At 44.5% G+C, this 19,214-nt stretch carries 18 protein-coding genes; 7 read left to right on the top strand and 11 right to left on the bottom strand.

All coding sequences use genetic code 11. The annotated features are described in order from the left end of the window. Positions 1-125: 125 nt before the first annotated feature. Together OCV36_RS24580 and OCV36_RS24575 are read right to left on the bottom strand one after the other, a co-directional pair. Entirely contained in the window at positions 126-1,001 is an 876-nt protein-coding gene (locus OCV36_RS24580; RefSeq protein ID WP_135454047.1) for an NAD(P)-dependent oxidoreductase, read from the bottom strand. 12 nt (positions 1,002-1,013) lie between these two features. After that, on the bottom strand, positions 1,014-1,916 hold the full coding sequence (locus OCV36_RS24575; protein ID WP_135454049.1) for a LysR family transcriptional regulator: 903 nt from the start codon (positions 1,914-1,916) through the stop codon (positions 1,014-1,016). Between the two features lie 126 nt (positions 1,917-2,042). On the opposite strand from OCV36_RS24575, the gene OCV36_RS24570 reads away from it, so the two are divergent. Then, the gene (locus OCV36_RS24570; protein WP_135454051.1) at positions 2,043-2,261 is read left to right on the top strand and encodes a DUF2798 domain-containing protein; all 219 of its coding nucleotides are present in this window, start codon (positions 2,043-2,045) and stop codon (positions 2,259-2,261) included. A 276-nt stretch (positions 2,262-2,537) separates the two neighbouring features. On the opposite strand, the gene OCV36_RS24565 is transcribed toward OCV36_RS24570, so the two are convergent. Both OCV36_RS24565 and OCV36_RS24560 read right to left on the bottom strand, forming a co-directional pair. Next, on the bottom strand, positions 2,538-3,254 hold the full coding sequence (locus OCV36_RS24565; protein WP_004732617.1) for a YebC/PmpR family DNA-binding transcriptional regulator: 717 nt from the start codon (positions 3,252-3,254) through the stop codon (positions 2,538-2,540). Positions 3,255-3,350: 96 nt separating this feature from the next. Then, positions 3,351-3,560, bottom strand: a complete 210-nt coding sequence (locus OCV36_RS24560) for a DUF3283 family protein (RefSeq protein ID WP_102551420.1) — start codon at positions 3,558-3,560, stop codon at positions 3,351-3,353. Between the two features lie 367 nt (positions 3,561-3,927). On the opposite strand from OCV36_RS24560, the gene OCV36_RS24555 reads away from it, so the two are divergent. Then, entirely contained in the window at positions 3,928-4,488 is a 561-nt protein-coding gene (locus OCV36_RS24555; protein WP_210114700.1) for a hypothetical protein, read from the top strand. A 116-nt stretch (positions 4,489-4,604) separates the two neighbouring features. On the opposite strand, the gene OCV36_RS24550 is transcribed toward OCV36_RS24555, so the two are convergent. After that, entirely contained in the window at positions 4,605-4,943 is a 339-nt protein-coding gene (locus OCV36_RS24550; RefSeq protein ID WP_054546061.1) for a 4a-hydroxytetrahydrobiopterin dehydratase, read from the bottom strand. Then, positions 4,933-5,727 (bottom strand): phenylalanine 4-monooxygenase, encoded by a 795-nt coding sequence (gene phhA, locus OCV36_RS24545; protein WP_135454053.1) that lies wholly within the window; start codon positions 5,725-5,727, stop codon positions 4,933-4,935. Before phhA ends, OCV36_RS24550 begins: the two co-directional genes overlap by 11 nt. A 199-nt stretch (positions 5,728-5,926) precedes the next feature. Between phhA and OCV36_RS24540 the strand changes: the two genes are divergently transcribed. After that, complete coding sequence (locus OCV36_RS24540; protein WP_135454055.1) at positions 5,927-7,978, top strand: acetoacetate--CoA ligase; 2,052 nt, start codon at positions 5,927-5,929, stop codon at positions 7,976-7,978. 604 nt (positions 7,979-8,582) lie between these two features. Beyond that, positions 8,583-9,512 carry a carbamate kinase gene (locus OCV36_RS24535; protein WP_135454057.1) on the top strand — a complete coding sequence of 310 codons (930 nt, stop codon included), beginning with the start codon at positions 8,583-8,585 and terminating at the stop codon, positions 9,510-9,512. 235 nt (positions 9,513-9,747) lie between these two features. Here the strand turns inward: OCV36_RS24535 and maiA are convergent, their stop codons facing one another. The 5 genes from maiA to OCV36_RS24510 form a co-directional block, all read right to left on the bottom strand. Then, positions 9,748-10,452, bottom strand: coding sequence for a maleylacetoacetate isomerase (gene maiA, locus OCV36_RS24530; RefSeq protein ID WP_135454059.1), 705 nt, complete (start codon positions 10,450-10,452; stop codon positions 9,748-9,750). A gap of 21 nt (positions 10,453-10,473) precedes the next feature. Further along, on the bottom strand, positions 10,474-11,511 hold the full coding sequence (locus OCV36_RS24525; protein WP_135454061.1) for a fumarylacetoacetate hydrolase family protein: 1,038 nt from the start codon (positions 11,509-11,511) through the stop codon (positions 10,474-10,476). 9 nt (positions 11,512-11,520) lie between these two features. Then, positions 11,521-12,696: a homogentisate 1,2-dioxygenase gene (locus OCV36_RS24520; RefSeq protein WP_102482409.1), complete on the bottom strand. Its 1,176-nt coding sequence runs from the start codon at positions 12,694-12,696 to the stop codon at positions 11,521-11,523. After that, on the bottom strand, positions 12,689-13,762 hold the full coding sequence (gene hppD / locus OCV36_RS24515) for a 4-hydroxyphenylpyruvate dioxygenase (protein ID WP_017090454.1): 1,074 nt from the start codon (positions 13,760-13,762) through the stop codon (positions 12,689-12,691). Before hppD ends, OCV36_RS24520 begins: the two co-directional genes overlap by 8 nt. 510 nt (positions 13,763-14,272) lie before the next feature. Then, positions 14,273-16,321, bottom strand: a complete 2,049-nt coding sequence (locus tag OCV36_RS24510; protein ID WP_135454063.1) for a DUF3466 family protein — start codon at positions 16,319-16,321, stop codon at positions 14,273-14,275. A 293-nt stretch (positions 16,322-16,614) separates the two neighbouring features. Between OCV36_RS24510 and OCV36_RS24505 the strand changes: the two genes are divergently transcribed. The 3 genes from OCV36_RS24505 to OCV36_RS24495 all read left to right on the top strand — a co-directional run bounded on the left by OCV36_RS24505 (position 16,615) and on the right by OCV36_RS24495 (position 19,180). Further along, positions 16,615-16,860, top strand: a complete 246-nt coding sequence (locus OCV36_RS24505; RefSeq protein WP_017072318.1) for a hypothetical protein — start codon at positions 16,615-16,617, stop codon at positions 16,858-16,860. Between the two features lie 287 nt (positions 16,861-17,147). Beyond that, positions 17,148-18,518: an ATP-binding protein gene (locus OCV36_RS24500; protein WP_135454454.1), complete on the top strand. Its 1,371-nt coding sequence runs from the start codon at positions 17,148-17,150 to the stop codon at positions 18,516-18,518. Further along, positions 18,515-19,180: a response regulator gene (locus OCV36_RS24495; RefSeq protein WP_135454065.1), complete on the top strand. Its 666-nt coding sequence runs from the start codon at positions 18,515-18,517 to the stop codon at positions 19,178-19,180. The genes OCV36_RS24500 and OCV36_RS24495 overlap by 4 nt, the downstream gene beginning before the upstream one ends. Positions 19,181-19,214: the final 34 nt, after the last annotated feature.

Here is a 19,214-nt window from a genome sequence, read left to right as displayed (position 1 = left end):
AGTTTCAGAACAAATGCTTCTCTGTATTTCTAAGTTATCTTAGGCAAAAAAATAGCCGCTAATCTGCGGCTATTTTTAGTTATCTAAGCAAAGCTTTTACGGCTTCTTCGCTGCGACTGTTTCTTCTACTTCTTCGTCTCTTCAACCACGGCTTTCATCAATACTGATGTATCCATGCGGCCTTGTCCTTCGGCAGACAGTGCCTTGTATGCGTTGTTGGTTTTTTCAGTCAATGGAAGTTGGATACCTTGACGCTCTGCTTCATCTAAGCAGAATCCTAAGTCTTTGATCATCCAATCAATTGCGAAGCCGAAATCGAACTTATCTTGCGCCATTGTGGTGGCGCGGTTTTCCATCTGCCATGAACCAGCTGCGCCGTTTTTAAGGCAATCAACCAGAGTTGGGATGTCTAAACCTGATTTCTCAGCAAGTACCAAGCCTTCAGAAAGGCCATTCAATACACCTGCGATGCAGATCTGATTGACCATTTTCGCACGTTGGCCTTGACCTACTTTACCCATCAGAACCGACGACTTACCGTAAGCTTCGAACACAGGTTGAAGGTCGTTGAAAAGCGCTTGTTCGCCGCCACACATGATGGTTAACACGCCGTTTTCTGCGCCCGCTTGGCCACCAGACACTGGTGCATCCATAAAGCGAATACCCGATTGCTTCGCGGCCACTTCAAGCTCTTCAGACAGTACTGCAGACGTTGTGGTGTGATCGACAAGAATCGCGTTAGGCTTCATTGCTGCTAGTGCGCCTGTTTCGCTGGTCGTCATGCTGCGTACGTCGTCATCGTTGCCAACACAGACAAGTACAACATCTGCATCTGCTACACATTCAGCTACGCTTTCTGCGGCTTTACCTTGGTGTTTATCAGCCCAGTCTAGCGCTTTACTGTGAGTGCGGTTAAATACCGTTACTTCAAAACCGGCTTTGACTAGGTGGCCTGCCATTGGAAAACCCATAACGCCTAGCCCGATAAAACTTACTTTCATTCCTTTCTCCTTTTATTTGACCAAACCATCACTATGGAAAGATCGAACACTCTCAATCAATGCATCGATAAGCAGGGTCAAAGCCTTTGGCTGATATTTTCTTTCTTTGTACACTAAATACGCTTGGCGATCACCCCGATGATACTCAGGGAGCACTTGAATCAGATTCATATCTGGAGATACATGGCGAAAAGGCAGTGAAGCAAGCCCCAGCCCCTTCAGCGCTGCGGCGGCCACAGCATTGATGTCATTAACAATAAACTTCGGTTTAATCGTCACCATCTGCTCTAAGCGGCCGGATTTGTAGAGCGGCATATCAAAAACATCATCGACATTAATCCAGTCGTGGTGCTCTAGATCACCTGGATTTTTAATCGCACTGTGGGAATCCAAATAATCTGGGCTCGCAAAGAAACCGTGCTTGGCTTTAAACAGTGGTCGAGCAATCATGCCTTCCATGTCGGAAATCTTAAACGTAATCAACAAATCACGATCAGTTTGAGGAACCACCTGCTGCTGACTCAGAGTTAAATCAAGCTGCACATTGGGATACTCAACAAGATATTGCTCAATGGTCGAACGTAGAAAGCCACTGTAGAAGTTATGAGGCACTGCGAGCTTTATCTTACCTTGAATCGCATCGCGCTCCTCAAGCAAGCTACTGAAGCCTTGATGCAGCGATTCCATACCGCTGCTCAGCGCAGCAAAGGCCGCTTCGCCATCTTTAGTGGCCACCAACTCACGACCTTTCTTTTCTAAAAGTCGGATACTCAGGCGATCTTCCAATGCGGTTAATCGACGCGACATGGTCGACACAGGTAATTGCAGGCGTTTCGATGCCGAAAGCAAAGAACCCTCTTCAACCACTGCACAGAATAAAAACAGATCATCAATGTTTCCAAATATGGAATTCATACTTCTATATGTGCCTATTTTTCTCATTAATGGATAGATGTAACCTTATCTCATCAACAACAGAAAATCACGGGAGAAACATACAATAAACAATTTTGGGTAACTTCTATTTTATCTTCCCTGACCATGGCAATGATTATGTCTGGGGTTATCTCAGGCTACAAAATAGGGTTCAGCCACGAATGGCCGCCTATTTGGCTACAAAGCTTCTTTATTGCTTGGCCTTGCGCATTAACACTCAACCTAACCGTACTGCCATTGATTCGAAAATTAGCAGCGTGGATATGTAAGCCAAGAACTAAAACGATGCCTAACCCATTAATTGCACCTGAAACGATTAACTAAGTCGATCACGAGGATAGGCGGATCATGTCGCTATCATGGAACGATGATCAAGGGGAATTCGATCAGCGGTTCCGAACAGATACTGCGAACGGGTACAGTGAGTAAAAACAGTAAGCAATCACAGAAGCAGACCAAAGAAAACAGCCAACACTCAGAGGCACACTTTTAAGTTCTTCTATCTCTGAATAAACGGCATAAAAAAACCGAGCACTAGGCTCGGTTTTTTGTATTCTACATTCTACTCACAAGAGCAAAGCTATCAATTATAGATTGATATTATAGCTCAGCGTTGTGGTAAACCTGCTGAACGTCATCACAGTCGTCAAGCATGTCTAAGAACTTCTGGAACTTCTCAGAATCTTCTTCAGCTACTGGCGTAGTCGTTTGAGGAACGAAAGTGATTTCCTCAACGTCCAGAGTTAGCTCTGGGAACGCAGTGTGTAGTGCAGTCTTCGTTTTGAAGAACTCAGTCGTTGGAGCGAATACAGTGATAACACCGTCTTCTAGCTCAACGTCAGTCACGTCTACGTCTTCCATCATTAGCGTTTCTAGGATGATCTCGTCATCTTCGCCAGCAAACTGGAATACAGCTTGGTGAGCGAACATGTGAGAAACAGTACCTTCAACACCGATTTTCGCACCAGTCTTAACGAAACATTGGCGAACGTCTTGGAAAGTACGGTTGCCGTTGTCAGTTAGACAGTCAACGATTACGCTTGTGCCACCAGGGCCGAAACCTTCGTAACGAGCTGGTTGGAAGTCTTCACCGCCGCCGCCGTTCGCTTTATCGATCGCTTTGTCGATAACGTGAGCGGGTACTTGGTCTTTCTTAGCTTTAGCAATCAGGTGCTTAAGAGGTAAGTTCATGTCTGGGTCAGAGCTGCCGTTCTTAGCCAGTACGTAAATCTCTTTACCGTATTTAGAATAAACTTTAATTTTTGCGCCTGCAGTTTTCGCCATTGAGGCCTTGCGCACTTCAAAACTTCTTCCCATCGGGATCTTCTCTCTGATTCAATTAACGGAGCAAATTCTAGCAAATTACTGTGTCATTTCAATTCTACAGCTTTGCTGGGTAAGGTTTATGTGCGTTTATGCGACACCCATTACCCGTTTGTATTTTTCTACAGACTGATCAAACCAAGCCTTTTCTTCTGGATCACCTAGCTTCATTGCTTCTTCAACAATGGCTTCAGGGCCACATTTCGCATGCTTCAATTTCCATACAAGAAACGATGCCTGCTTATCCAGTTCGATTTTATTTTTCTCACTGGGTGGAAGGAGTGAAAGGTTGATAGACATTATTAGCCTTCGTCTGTAATACACTTGGCCGAGAAATATATCATAGAGCAGCCTCATAAAACCAATACTATGAGCAATAGAGGGGGTTGTGGGGCAAGAAACCAGCAAGTCGCTGATGCAGGTCAAGCTACTTTGGGAAAGTGCGTTTGGTTGAAGAGCCGCTATAAGCTGACAAACAAAGTTTTGGAGAGTCGCTCACGTAGTTCATGTATTGCATAATTTGAACTGGTATAAGCACTCGGCGTATATATTTAAATTTGCATTATCCATAACAAAACTTAAATAAAAACAATGTCCCTAATAGCTTTAATCCATACAATTAAAAATAAATTAATGATAATGAACAACTTTTAGGTTAGGAAAATATATGAAGAAAAATAAAAAACCTACAGGCGTAAGCAGGCGTATATTGCAAGCTATTAAACATATGCAAACTAACGATCATGAAGGGGCATTAGTGAATTTGTTCCCTGCAATAGATCAAACGGCAAAACGCCGAAGACCAAAAGACGGTGTGGGAAAGAGGATAAAAGCATTTTTAGAAGATGAAGAGAAGCTGATTTCTACAGTAGCTACTGGAAATTGCTTATCCAATATTGTGTGTGATGGCACTAGCATTACAGATGCACTCTACAAATTTGGCCGAACTTCCATCGCACATGAAGGCGAACTTGATCCTAGATTAGAATTTAATTTAAATGGGTCAATTGAAATTGGTTCCGACAAATGGAACTTGCCTATCGGGTACATAACGGGAATGTGTGTCGCCGTAATTACAGCTCAAGAAAATGATGCGGAATCTTTCGATGATAAGTTAGCAATTACCGTTTTTGACAAACAATTTCCAATTGAGCCACTTTGGGGAAATGGCACCGAGTTAAAATCCCATATCTGTAGTAAATTTCATAACAGCGACCTTTTTAGTTAGTTCAACCAATGAGCATAGAACTTTAAAAACCTTTAAAGCCTGAAACTGCCGATATTCGACTCGAACATGGCAGTTTTTCGTATCAACTTTCTCGATTCAACTTATCTAGTCAGATACTATTCACTCACGGCGAACACATCGCAGCGTGAGGCGCAGATGAAGTCATTCTTGTGTAGGCCTTTGATTGAGTGGCTCCACCACGTTACGGTCACTTTGCCCCACTCCAATAAGATCGAAGGGTGATGGAATTCTTCTTCTGCTAACTCTGACACTTTATTGCTGAATGCCCATGCTTGTTTGTAGTTCTTAAACTTAAACACCTTCTCAAGTTGTGGGATACCGTCTCTTTCGATGATCTGCCAATCAGACAACTCCAACAGTAAAGATTGTTGGTCATCTTTATTGAGGGCAATCGCGTCGATACTGCAGGCTTCGCATTTTTGTTCATTCAACATGTGTTGGTTCCTTAGGTTCAAAAAGTGGTGGTAGTAATCCCTCGTCTATCGCGAGATCTGCTTGCTGCAATAGGTTTTCCTGGCTGATTTTGAAGAGCTCAGACAACTCATCAATCACGTAATATTTCGGTTGTATAATATCGATACGATAAGGCGTTCTTAGCACGGTTTGCAGGTCAAACCGCTCACGAACGGCCAAGTCCCCTCCCAACGCATACATGGTTTCCGCCGGAGACGAAAGAATGCCACCGCCATATATTTTCAGCCTATGACCTTCTTTTACTAAACCGAATTCAACCGTAAACCAATACAAACGGGCAAGATACGCACGCTGTTTAGGTGTGGCTGCTTGGCCAAGTTTTCCGTAATGCTCAGTGAATATCGCAAAATCGGCATTGGTGAGCATGGCACAGTGGCCAAAAATTTCATGGAAGAAATCGGGCTCTTGCAAATAATCGAACTCATCTCGCGTTCTCAGAAATGTCGCGACTGGGAATTTCTTGTTGGCGAGCAAATCAAAGAAACGGTCGAAATCGATCAACGCAGGCACAGGGTGAACCTGCCAACCTGTTGTTTCCATTAGGACTTTATTTATCTCTGGAAGCTGGGGAACCCGGTCTAATGGCAGATCCAGCAGGGTCAAACCGTGCAAATAGGCATCGCATGCGCGGTCATTAATGACGTCCAGTTGCCTTTTCACTAAGTCGTGCCAAATGGCGTCTTCTTCGAGGCTCCACTCAACCCATCCCTCTTGGCTCACGGGCTTAGAATGATATTGAGTCATTACACACCTCCTTTCGAATGTCTCACTTTAAGCCTATCTCCACTCGTTATATCCGCCAATTTGCGCGACTTTTCGAAATAGGCGATCGTGTAACATTTTATTTACACAATTCCGACAACCCCTTATTTTGCTGATCTTTTGACTTTGTAAAACCTAAATACCAGACTGAAATCGTTAACTTTTTGTTAAAGGTAAAGGAATGCACGAAAGCAATAAGCCAGTTTGGCAGCCCAGCGAGCAGCGCATCGCACACGCCAACGCAACCCGATTTATGGATAACCTCGTTCAACAGGGCGTACTCGAACGGGAATTGAAAAACTACACGGATCTCCATCAATGGTCTGTGGAACATCCCGAGTCGTTTTGGCAGAACGTATGGCAGTTTTGTGGAATGGTGGGCTCGCAGAACAGTATTGATAACGCACAAAGAGAGCTCATCAAAAATCAAGGCGAGAGCCGCTGGCAGCAACCAAAATCGAATCGCGATGCAGTATGGTTCCCGAATACGCAAGTAAACTACGCCGAGAACTTACTGCGTTTAGCGCAAATAATGCCTGACGAGCGTGCGATTTGGTTTGAGAACGAGCGTGGCGAACAACAGAGTTATACATGGAAAACCCTGTGTGAATCAGTCTCTAGCGTTCAACAATGGCTCGTGGATTGTGGCGTTCAACAAGGTGATGTGGTTGCCGCTTATACGCCCTACCTACCACAAACCGTAATAGCGATGTTAGCAACCACCAGCTTAGGCGCTATTTGGACGTCAACCTCGCCTGACTTTGGCGTCGAGAGTGTGATTGAGCGATTTGGCCAAGTGAAACCTAAGGTGCTGTTCACCTGTGACGGTTACACCTTCAATGGCAAGACGTTCGATATGACGGACAAGAACCGTGAAATCATTGAACACTTAAACGCACTAAAACAGGTGTGTCAGATCGGTTACTTGAAACCGACTCGTGATATAGAGAAGAGCGATTTAGAGAAGAACGATTTAAAGAAAAACCAAGTTGAACATGATGTATCGCCCCAAAGTTGGCACAGCATCCTTAGTCACTATCAGCCAAAACCTCTTCGATTTACTCGTGTGAACTTCAATGAACCACTGTTTGTGCTCTACTCTTCCGGCACAACAGGCAAGCCAAAGTGTATTGTGCATTCTGTCGGCGGCACTACCATCAATCACCTAAAAGAGCATCAACTTCACTGTGATATAAAGCCAAACGATCGCGTGTTCTACTACACCACTTGTGGTTGGATGATGTGGAACTGGCACGTCTCTGCGCTCGCGAGCGGTGCGTGTTTGGTGATCTTTGATGGTAGCCCGGTTTACCCACAACCTAACGTTCTGTGGGATTTAGCGCAGCGTACTGACGTATCGACATTTGGCACCTCAGCCAAATATCTAGAAGCGATTGAGAAGGCAGAACTCTCGCCTATCGACAGTCACAACCTTCCTAAATTAAGAACACTGTGCTCGACGGGATCAGTGCTTTACCCAGAGCAGTTTGATTACGTTTACAAACACATCAAACAAGACCTGCATTTAGCCTCAATTTCTGGCGGTACGGATATTTGTGGCTGCTTTGTTTTGGGTAACCCAATCTCGCCTGTGTATCGCGGTGAGTGCCAACAGGCAGGGCTCGGAGTCGACATCAAGGTGTTCAATTCGTCGGGTCACAAGGTTAATCATGAACGTGGCGAACTGGTGTGTACAAATTCCCTCCCCAACTTCCCTGTTGGCTTCTGGAATGACACCGGAGAGCGCTACCACAGCACCTATTGGGACAGGTTCGATAATGTGTGGCATCACGGTGATGAAGTCGCACAGAGCGTGCATGGCGGCTATCTGTTCTATGGGCGAGGCGACACCACACTTAACCCCGGTGGTGTGCGAATTGGTACTGCCGAGATCTACCAGCAAGTGAACACCATTGAGGGCATCATCGACTCCATCGCCGTCGGTAAAGATGTCGACCGCAATGAGCAAATTTGGTTGTTCGTTCAACTGCAGCAAGGTGTGGCTCTAAATGAAACGCTATTGGCCGCCATCAAAAGCAAACTCAAATCCTCTTGTTCACCAAGGCACGTGCCAAGCCAGATATTTGCGATCAGCGACGTGCCAAAAACACGCTCAGGCAAACTGGTGGAATTGGCGGTGAAACAGGTGGTAAATGGCAAGGATGTAGAAAACCTCGGAGCCATTGCAAACGCCGAAGTTTTGGAAGAGATAAAGCACGTTGTTTCGCTTTAGTATTTAGACCAAGAACGTGGCGAGCTATCTCCAATTTTCACTTGGCTGTCAGATAACATCTAGAGTAAAGGCAGCCGATTGAAAACCGATGACTGAGTGAAGCAAGCAACGGGAGAAGCATTAAACACTGAACACTTTAAGCAGCCCTTGATTGGCTAATAAAAACCGAATCGAAACCACTCTTTAAGCTCGTGAACCCTCGCCTCAGTTTTGCCCCGTACCGTTTCTAAAGTTCTTAATGAGATCTGAACGTCATATTTAAAACAAAAATGTTAAATTATTCATTTTTTGGGCTGAGATAATATTCACTAAAGACGAATCATTTATACAAAAAAAGAGTCCACCACTGGATTGTATCCCAGCTTATGGATATTTAATCGAATTATAATAATTCTCGTTTCCACAGCTTTATTTCTAGTGAAATGATAATTTGATAGCTATCACATTTAGAACAGTTATTTTCCAATACTATCTCGGCATGTTAATTACTTAAGGGTAATTAAAAAAACTAGTCATTGTTATTAATAAGCTTGAATTTAATTAGAAACAATCGGTTAATCCCTACGTAAAATAAAATCATTATTAAATGATCGGAGACATTATCATGCGGATAGTATTAGCTTTAGGCGGTAACGCTCTTTTAGCAAGAGGCCAAGCATTAACGGCTGAGAACCAACGTGAAAATATAATCAAATCAGCGGCGAGTATTGCTGCAATCGCACGCGAGCATGAGATTGTTATCGTTCATGGTAATGGCCCACAAGTAGGTTTGTTGATGGAACAAAACGCGGCTTATAACGAATATTCGCCTGAGACGACCCCGTACCCAATGGATGTACTCGGCTCCCAAACCTGTGGCATGGTGGGCTACATGTTACAACAAGAGCTAAGAAACATTGACCCTGAATTAGACGTAGCGACGCTAGTCACGCAAACTGAAGTATGCAAAAAAGACCCTGCGTTTGCTAACCCGACTAAATTTGTTGGCCCTGTATATACAGAGCAACGAGCTAAAGAATTAATGGCTCAAAGCACAATGCAGTTTAAAGCTGATGGCGAGTACTACCGACGCGTTGTGCCTTCTCCTATGCCAAAAAGCATTGTTGAAATTCAGCAAATTGAAACTCTTCTAGATACAGAAAACCTTGTTATCGCTTGTGGCGGCGGCGGTGTTCCCGTGAGTATTGAGCAAGGTAAGAGTAGTGGCGTAGAGTGCGTAATTGACAAAGATCTTACGGCTGAACTACTGGCTGAAAAAATCCATGCCGACTTATTTATTATCTTAACGGATGGTTCGATTTTCCGTAACTATGGTAAAGAAGACCAAGCAGAAATGAAGCAAGCAACGCCTGCTGGTTTAGCAGAATTTTCATTCCCTGCTGGTTCTATGGGGCCAAAAATTGATGCCGTTTGTAAATTCGTTGAAGCTGGCTTGGGTAATGCGGCGATTGGTTCATTATTTGATTTAGATAAAATAATCACCAATGAAGCTGGCACTCTGATAACGAAAGGCGAAGGTATTGTTTATTACTAATATTATCGAGTGATAAATACCACTAATATAAATTATATTACAAGCCTCTTATTTAATTATAATGAGGCTTATTTTATTAGGACCGTTTAATGCTAGATGAGATAAATATTCATAAAATTGGAAATTAAACCTAAAAATAATGAATACATAATATCTTTAAATATACCCAATCGTAATTATAACGTAATTTAATCTAAATAACGTTTCCAGTTCATTAAAAAACAATTCAATACGTTCACATCGGTGCATTCGCATCCGCTTGACTCTCTGGCATCGCATCAATAAAGGCGGGTAACTGGTTACACTCCTCAACAATCGAGTTAATCAGCGGATAAGGCGACATATCAACATCAAAGCGCAACGCGTTATAGGCTTGCGGCACTAAGCAAATATCAACAATACAAGGGGAGTCAGTGAGGCTATACACTGAATCGCCATGTGTTTTTCGGTGTTTGGCCAGCTTCTCTTCTAACGCTGAAAACCCTTGGCTCATCCAATAGTGAATCCAATCCATTTTCACCTCTTGCCCGCATGATAATCCTCGCTCCAAATACTGCAACACACGCAGATTATTAAGAGGGTGAATTTCCATCGCAATGTCCTGAGCCATCGCTAGCGCTTGATAGCGCAGTGGTGTTTGCTCAGGGATTATCGAGGCTTCTCGGCTGCTCTCACACAAATAGTGTTCATCGAGATATTGAAGAATAGCCAGCGACTGATTGAGTTGAACGTCACCATCCACCAGCACTGGCACTAATTGGCTGGCATTGAGCTCGCGATATTGTGGATCATGTTGCTCGCCGCCATTACGCACCAAATGCACCGATTTCGACTCATAGTTGAGTTGCTTTAGGTTCAATCCAATACGCACTCGATAGGCTGCGGACGAGCGCCAGTAACCGTAAAGTATAATGTTCTTGTTCACGATGCTCTCGCTCATACAGCAATCCTATTATGTGGATTACAGCGCTCGATACTGGCTCACTTTTTGGTCTATCGCGCCAAAAATAGAATCACCCGCCGCATCAAACATCTCAAGCTTGATCGAGTCACCAAACGACATGAATTGAGTCGACGGTTTACCATCTCGAATCGTCTCAATCATTCGCACTTCGGCAATGCATGAATAACCCACACCGCCTTCGGCAATTGAAGTGCCGTGGTCAGTGCCCTGCTTATTGGAAACCGTGCCTGAACCGATAATCGCGCCTGCCGACAGTGGGCGAGTCTTCGCGGCATGCACGACCAACTCTGCAAAATTGAAGGTCATATCCACGCCCGCATTCGGACAACCAAAAGGCTGGTCGTTGTAGGTCGATATCAACGGTAGATGCACCTTGCTACCTTTCCATTGATCGCCAAGTTCATCAGGTGTGACGGCAACCGGAGAAAACGCCGAAGACGGTTTAGACTGGAAGAAGCCAAAGCCCTTCGCAAGCTCAGCGGGAATCAAGCCACGCAGTGACACGTCGTTCACCAACATCAGTAAACGAATCGAATCATGCGCTTGTTTAGCGCTAGCACCCATTGGTACGTCACCAGTTACAATCGCGACTTCTCCTTCGAAATCTATACCCCACTCATCGCTGGCAAATTCGATGTTGTCACGAGGGCCGATAAAGGCATCTGAGCCGCCTTGATACATTAATGGATCGACCCAGAAACTTTCTGGCATTTCAGCACCACGCGCTTTACGCACCAGTTCAACGTGGTTGACATATGCACTGCCATCAGCCCATTGATATGCGCGTGGCAGAGGTGATTCACAATACTGAGGTGCAAAGACTTCACTGCCTGTCACATGCCCATTATTTAACGAGGTGTATAACTCTTCTAACTGAGGAGCAACGCTGTCCCAGTTATCCAATGCTACCTGCATGGTTGGCGCCAGATGCATCGCATGGAAGATTTCAGTGGCAGGTACACACTGTTTGAGATCTTTGCTCACGATCATCAATAGACCATCGCGAGTGCCATTTTTCTTGGTTGCTAATTTCATCCTTGTCCCTTACTTCTTATCGTCAGCCATGGTTTGAGAACCTGTCTCTTGCAAACCAGTGTCTTGCCAACTGTAGACATATTCTTTGTTCTCAACACTGTCGAGTTCGTCAGAGAACTGCAGCGCATGGCGAGTATCGATCATCACCGCCACTTCATCGGTAAACTTCTTCTTGTGCGCTTGCCCAGCCTTGAACGCCTTTGGGTGAGGCCCATGAGTGAAGCCCGCCGGATGGAAGGTCACCATGCCCGCTTCAATGTTGTCGCGACTGAAGAAGTCACCAGCGTGATAGAACAATACTTCGTCGTAGTCATCATTGTTGTGGTAGAACGGCACTTTCAACGCCCCAGGATCGCTCTCAATCGGACGTGGCACAAAGGTACACACCACAAATCCTGCGCCAACAAACGTCGTGTGCGCTGAGGGTGGCAAGTGGTAGCGATGCGACATCAGCGGTCTGATATCGCGCCAATTCACTTTCACCACGGCCAAATCACCATGCCAACCAATTGCATCCAATGGATTGAATGGATAGGTGATCACGCTGACTTTGTCGTGACGCTTCACCTGAACCTGAGTCTGGTTTTCTGAATACTGAGCGCGGAATTGATCATTGATTGAAGGGATGTCGAGCACCGCAGGGTCAAACACCGCGTGATTACCGACCATGCCTTTCTCTGGCAGGGAGTAAGCCGCATCTGTGTTCTCGATCATCAAGATGAACATAGGCTCACTTGGCTCTAAACGCCAGTTGGTCGAGCGCGGGATCATCACGTAATCCCCTTCACTCACCGCTAGATGACCATAGTCACAATAGAGATCGGCGCTGCCTTGGTGAATGAACAGCAGCTCATCGCCATCAGAGTTACGCACTAAGAAATCCATCTTCTCATCCATGCGCCATACACGGATTTTGCAGTCCGCGTTGTGCAAAAGATGAGGCACCGCCCAAGGGGTTATCTGGCTGGCTTTTTCCACCAGCGTAAAATCAAAAGCGCGAGGGCGTAAATCGCCCTCCCACTCCGACCAACCTGTTGGGGCATGCTGGTGATGAAAGTGAGCCGCAGGGCCGAAGAAACCACTCCGACCCGCTTCTCGCTCATAAATTGCCTCTTCGGGAAAATCGGCGTGCGCTTGTTTAGAGCACACCCCCTCCCGATGAGGAAACGAGATCCATTTATGCATCGTCTAATACTCCTCGACGAATCTGGTCCTCTTCAATCGATTCAAACAACGCCTTGAAGTTACCTTCGCCAAAGCCTTCGTTGCCTTTACGCTGAATGATTTCAAAGAACACAGGCCCGATTACCGTCTGCGTGAAAATTTGCAGCAAGATGCCATCTTTGGTCGGCGCACCATCAATCAAAACACGTAGGTCGCGCAGCAGATCGGTGTCTTCGCCGTGGCCTTTAACGCGCTGATCGACTTTATCGTAGTAGGTGTCAGGGGTTGGCATAAAGTCCATGCCGCGATCGCGCAGAGTTTTCACGGTTTTGTAGATGTCATCCGTGGATAACGCGATGTGTTGGATACCTTCGCCGTTGTATTCACGGATGAACTCTTCGATTTGTGATTTGTCGTCGGAAGACTCATTGATTGGGATACGGATCTTGCCACACGGAGAGGTCATGGCGCGGCTCACAAGGCCCGTCAGTTTGCCTTCAATGTCGAAGTAGCGAATCTCGCGGAAGTTACCAAGGCGCTCATAGAACCCAGACCACACGTCCATGTTGCCTTGTTTAACGTTGTGCGTGAGGTGGTCGATTTCGAACAAACCAACATTGGCTTCGGCCATACGCTCTTCCGCATCGTCATAGAATCGGAAATCGACGTCATAGATACTCTGCTTGCCATAGCGATCCACAAAATAGAGCAGGCTCTCACCGATGCCGTAAATAGCCGGAATGCTCAGTTCCATCGGCCCTATTTCTGTTTTGTACTCTTCACCACCGCCCTTGAAAGCTTGCTCCATTGCAGCCGTTGCTTCGTTGACACGAAAAGCCATGCCACATACCGATGGACCATGTACCTTGGCGAACGCTTCTGCTTGGCTGTGTGGCTGTTCATTGACGATAAAGTTGATGTCACCTTGTCGATACAGCCAAGCCTCTTTTGAGCGGTGCTTGGCGACCTCAGCAAAACCAAGTGACACAAACAACGCTTTAAGTTGCTCAATTCCCTTGTGGTCAACGGCCGTGTATTCAACAAACTCGAATCCATCCGTGCCAAGCGGGTTGTATGTATCCACCATGAACTTTCTCCTTGTACCTATTGGTTTGTATTACGTGGTTTTTTATTACGTACTTTCTATTACGTGACTTTTTGTTACGTGCTTTCTATTACGTAAATAGATGTTGTGTGTTTTTTGTCCTTAATTAAATTTGGCCTACAAGCCGACAGATTGGAATGGATGGAAGGAAATGGGCAATAACGCTAAAACCCCGTCAATTTGTAAAATATTTGTTACACGCGAATTGCTAAAACAAGAAAGTGAGTGCTATCAAGGGATTGAAGAGTGGTGGTTTGATTTACAGCAGAGGAATAGATGTTATTGAATTGTTACATTAGAGCTTTATCAGCTAAAACAGAAAGAGATAAGTGTATGTTGAACGCAAAAAGAGCATCACAAAACAGGTGATGCTCTTTTAAAAAGCTTCATATCCCAACGGTATTCTCATGGGATGAGATATCAAACCTAACCCATTACTTTAATGGTTGGGGATCAAATGGAGGTTGTTTCTCTTGTGAGCACGTCATCAATTCAAGCAATCATAGAACGAGATTTTTTCAAACGAAATGAAAGCACGGAAATTAAACTGATAAGCACCAATAACCCGGTACCGGCACCACTACGTTCAACATCTTCAGCGCTATCATCACTTCTTTCAGCGATGTCCTCACTTGTTGCTCCAGATATCGGGATAAGTTTCACTGCCACCACCCTCTCGTCACCCACTCCATCATTACAATAAGCAAAGTGCGCGGTTGAATCATAAGCCATAGAAGAGGAGCTACTTTCACTCGCAAAACATTGTATTGCCGTCCCGGAGATAACGCCCGCGTCATTAATGTCGGTTGCGTCCAATATTCTAAAGTGGTTGTTGGCATCACTGTAGTCTCCGCCATTGGTCAGATCGTCTAACCACCAAGCTTGATCATTATATCTTGCACGTTTATCGGCATCGGTTCCGGTGTCGTTATAAGGAAAAATGAAGCCGCGATGCCTTCTTTCATGGCCGTCTACTTCAGAGTGAGTTTCCGCATCAACATAGCCAACGATTTCATTGTAGTTATTGATCTCACTTGCTTTTCCCTCTGCACTGTCAAAGAAAATGTCTTCACCTAAACTTGCGAAGAATGTGGCTGTTGGCGTTGTGTCATTCGCATCAGCGACAAACATACGATTGTCTGACACACGATCCGACGGATAATCACCATCTCGTTTTGCATAACCAATAACCACCATGTTTTCATTAATATCTGTTGCGACAGAATTACTGTGAATGTATGAATCACTCACTTCTACCGTCGCATTAGCGATAAATGTAGTCGTCCAAGCATTTTCCGAAACGCTGAAATTTGACGTACTGCTTGGCCTAAACACAGCTGCCTGCATAAGAAAGTTATCGGAATCATCTAGCTCTGTATTGTAACCAACTAAAACAGGATAAGAGCTATATGTCCCTCTAGATGAAATCGTTGCAGCCCTCACACTCGCCTGTGCTGAAGCTTCATCATCGTTGTAAGAGTAATAGCTCGAACTGGTTTCCCAATCAGATACTGCAAAACGGTTTCCATCATCATTGGGGCCATTCGCATCGGTTATATTCCAGACAAAAGCTCGATTAGCAAAAGCAAAGTTCTGACACTCTGGATATAAAGCAGGCTCAATATCTTCATCGATACAATTATCTAGATCCTCTGCATCACTGTCGGATGTGTACGGAGAATCATAATCTTTATACTCATCACTGTAATAAAAAGTCGCAACGGACGCACTTCCGACCACATAGCTTTCCCCTCCATAACTGAAAGAATCAAAAGCCATCGTTCGTCCCATTTGGGAGATTATATTCGCTTCGCTGTCAGCATCGCTGATCGTAATACTGGTATCGGCTTCAGGTTGGAGAACCGTAAATTCAGTGCCTGTATCGTAGTAACCACGCTGCCTATACAACTGAATATATTGGTTGTTATAGCTGTAGTAACCACTGCTGGTGTTACCAAGAACAAAACCATTCTCGTCAACTTTAGTGATGACCTTCTCCTCTGTTCCATCAACAAAGGAATAACTATAACTGCTCACATCAGGTGGGTTACTACCGACATCCGGGATCTCACTTAACGAGTAAGAGTCATAAAAAGCCGTGGAATTCGTCTGATAGCTCAGCTCGTAATATGCATCACGCTCATTTTTCAAGCCTCCAATACCAGCATCCTCATCGCCATACCACAACAAAGAACTCCAAGCTTCACAAGTCGCGTAGCCAAGTTCGCTCGTGCAGTAGCTATAGATATCGTCATAATCTAAATAGTAGAACGTGTTATCGATACCAAAGGAGACCTCCTCTTTAAAGGAAAAACCTGGTTCTGCGTTCTGAGCTTCCCCTGCGAATGCGTAATCGGTGTCACCACAACTGGTACTAAAGCAATCCGTTGTACCAAGCTCTGGTTCAACTGCGACCCCATACACCGATTCCGTTTCTACTGGTGATTCCTCTAAAACCACCCTATAAAGCGCAGCGTTACTATAAGAAGCAACCAACAACGTAGAAGAGACAACGACTGATTTTTTTACCATTGCCTTCATTCTACGGCTCCTAAAAAATAATCCATTTCAATACCAACGATAGCTTTCTGCCTTTATTGCTAAAGGCATTAAATTCATGAGTTCAATAGTGGACTAGGATAAAAATAGAAAATGTGGGAACTATGTAGAAACAATGGAGGTTTAAACAACCTGACTTGATGATCGGATGCTCTTTTAAAGTTAAGCGCTAACTTTCATCTCCTAGATTTATCCATTTTCTCTGCTAATTTGATCGCTAACCTATTTGCGTCAAAGAAATACACTTATATTTGGTTACGAATAGGAATTAAATTATGAACAAAATCACGACAGCATTACTTTTACTGACATCGACATTCGCGCTTCAAGCGTGCGCTGAAAGCCGAGAAGGCCCAAGAGAAATGCCAAGCTTTGAAGAAATGGATGCAAACGGTGATGGCGAATTACAATTAGAAGAGCTCAGAGGTCCACTCGCCGATGACTTTGATAAACTAGACGCAGATGGAAGCGGTGGCCTATCGGAAGAGGAAGTTCCGCCACCACCACCAAGACGTCAATAACTGTTAGAGGGTTATCCTAAGTAGTGATAATTCAACGCGAGCTGGTGGGGTATAGCACCCTGTCAGCTCGCTATTCGTTTCTAACAAAAGAGTGCTTATAGATGGCCTAAGATGAATAAAGAAATCAATGTCCATATTTCCCACACGATCGGGGACTAATATCGGTTTATCTCATTTTATTGTCTTAACTCACTCTATCGTCTTAATTCACTTTAATTTCTGGAGAGAACGTGCGCATATCAATTTTCACCAAACTGTTTGTTTCAATACTAATGGTGTGCGTGACCATGCTCTTTGTACTGACCTATTTTATTAACTCCAGTTTTCAAAGAGGGCTCCAAGATTTCACAAATAATAATGAGATTGCCCTAGCTCAAGAACTCGCCAATAACTTAAAGCAATATTACTCACCTTCCGAAAAATGGAGGCGGCTAGAGCGTGAACCACATTTAATCGCCAGTAGCATTGGCGGCCCCTCACGACCACATCCTCGTGACAGACACCCATCGCCACCACCATTAAGAGAGCCGGAAGCGCCAGACCTTCAACCTATTTGGCAACGACTCAACATTTTAGATCAAAACGGGCGAGCCATAATTGGACCGCCTGAAAACCTACATCACCTTGAAGATGGTCAGCATCAAGCGCTAGTCGAAATAACACGGGATGATCAAGTTATTGGGTATATCTCCATCGTTCAGATGGATGAAATATCAGGGCCTTTGGCAGAAAGCTTTTTCAAACAACAAACGACGCATGTAAGCACTATCGCATCGATTACTGTGTTGCTTTCATTCCTTATCTCTTTGTTTCTTGTTAGGCGATTTTTGAAACCATTGCGTGCTTTGTCGAAAGGTGCCAAATCTATCGAAAATGGCGATCTCGATTTCTACATTGAAAAAAGCGGCAATGATGAATTGTCCGATCTCATCGGAATATTCAACGGTGTTGTCGAGACACTAAGAAAACAGAAAACACTTAGAGAACAGTGGTTATCGGATATTTCACATGAACTTAGAACGCCTATCACCGTGCTGAGAAGTGAACTAGAAGCGCTACAAGACGGTATTCGATCACCTGAGCCAAAATACATCGACTCGTTACATCAACAAATCATCACGTTGGGTCAACTCGTTGAGGATCTTCACCAACTCTCCCTGTATGACATCGGATTTAACCTTAATGTTAAAAACAACGTTGATATACATAAACTGATTGATTCTGTGATCGTTCAAAACTCGATCCGTTTAGAACAGAAAAACATCACATTAACAAAGCACTATGACCATTCGGTCCAACTGTTTACCTCGTGTGATGAGAGATTACTGACACAACTGTTTGTGAATCTGTTAGAAAATAGCGCGCGATACACTGGCGATAATGGGCATGTATCGATAGATGTTACCGACATTAGTGATAGTATTATTATCAACGTTGAAGACAGTGATCCAGGTGTACCTGATGCATCACTTCCGCGTTTGTTTGAGAGGCTTTACCGCGTTGATAAATCGCGCAGTCGCTCAAGTGGCGGTTCTGGGCTTGGCTTATCTATCTGTAAAAATATCGTTGAAGCGCACCAAGGACACATTACTGCCGACCACTCAGAATTGGGTGGACTACGAATCATCATAGCGTTACCAAAGGAAATAAAATCGTGATTTTAGTCGTCGAAGATGAGCCTGCATTAGCAAGTGTACTGTGTGAGTACTTAGAGCACTCTGGCCTTGAAAGTCATCATATTATCGATGGTAACCTTGTCATTGACTGGGTAAAACAAGCATCGCCTAAACTCATTATTCTCGACCTAATGCTACCCAACAGAGACGGGTTGGATATTTATCGAGAGCTGAGAACGTTCAGTGACATCCCTGTGGTTATGGCGACAGCTAAGGTCGAAGAGATTGACCGACTCGTTGGGCTTGAATTGGGTGCAGATGATTATATATGTAAGCCGTACAGCCCGAGAGAAGTGGTCGTGAGGGTGAAAAATATTTTGCGCCGTTCCAACAAGCCCCAAACCACGTCAACAACGAACGCCATTGATATTGATGAATTGAGTATGACCGCCGTCCTATGTGGTATTAAGCTAAGTTTAACGCCAGCTGAGTTTCGGCTTTTGCACCTTCTCTATCAAAATGTTGGCCGCATTTATAGTCGCGATCAATTGATTGATAAAATCTACGACGATAGAAGAATAGTCAGTGATCGCACTATCGATAGCCATATTAAAAACTTACGCAAAAAAATGGTCTCGATAAATGAAAAATGTGACTACATCAAATCCATTTACGGGATAGGTTACAAACTAGAAATAGAATAATACGAATCAAAAAGCCGCTTTCATCAGCGACTTT

The organism is Vibrio echinoideorum (assembly GCF_024347455.1).
GTDB lineage: Bacteria > Pseudomonadota > Gammaproteobacteria > Enterobacterales > Vibrionaceae > Vibrio > Vibrio echinoideorum.
The sequence above is the reverse complement of the archived record's forward strand: the minus strand, read 5'-3'. Positions and strand labels throughout refer to the sequence as shown.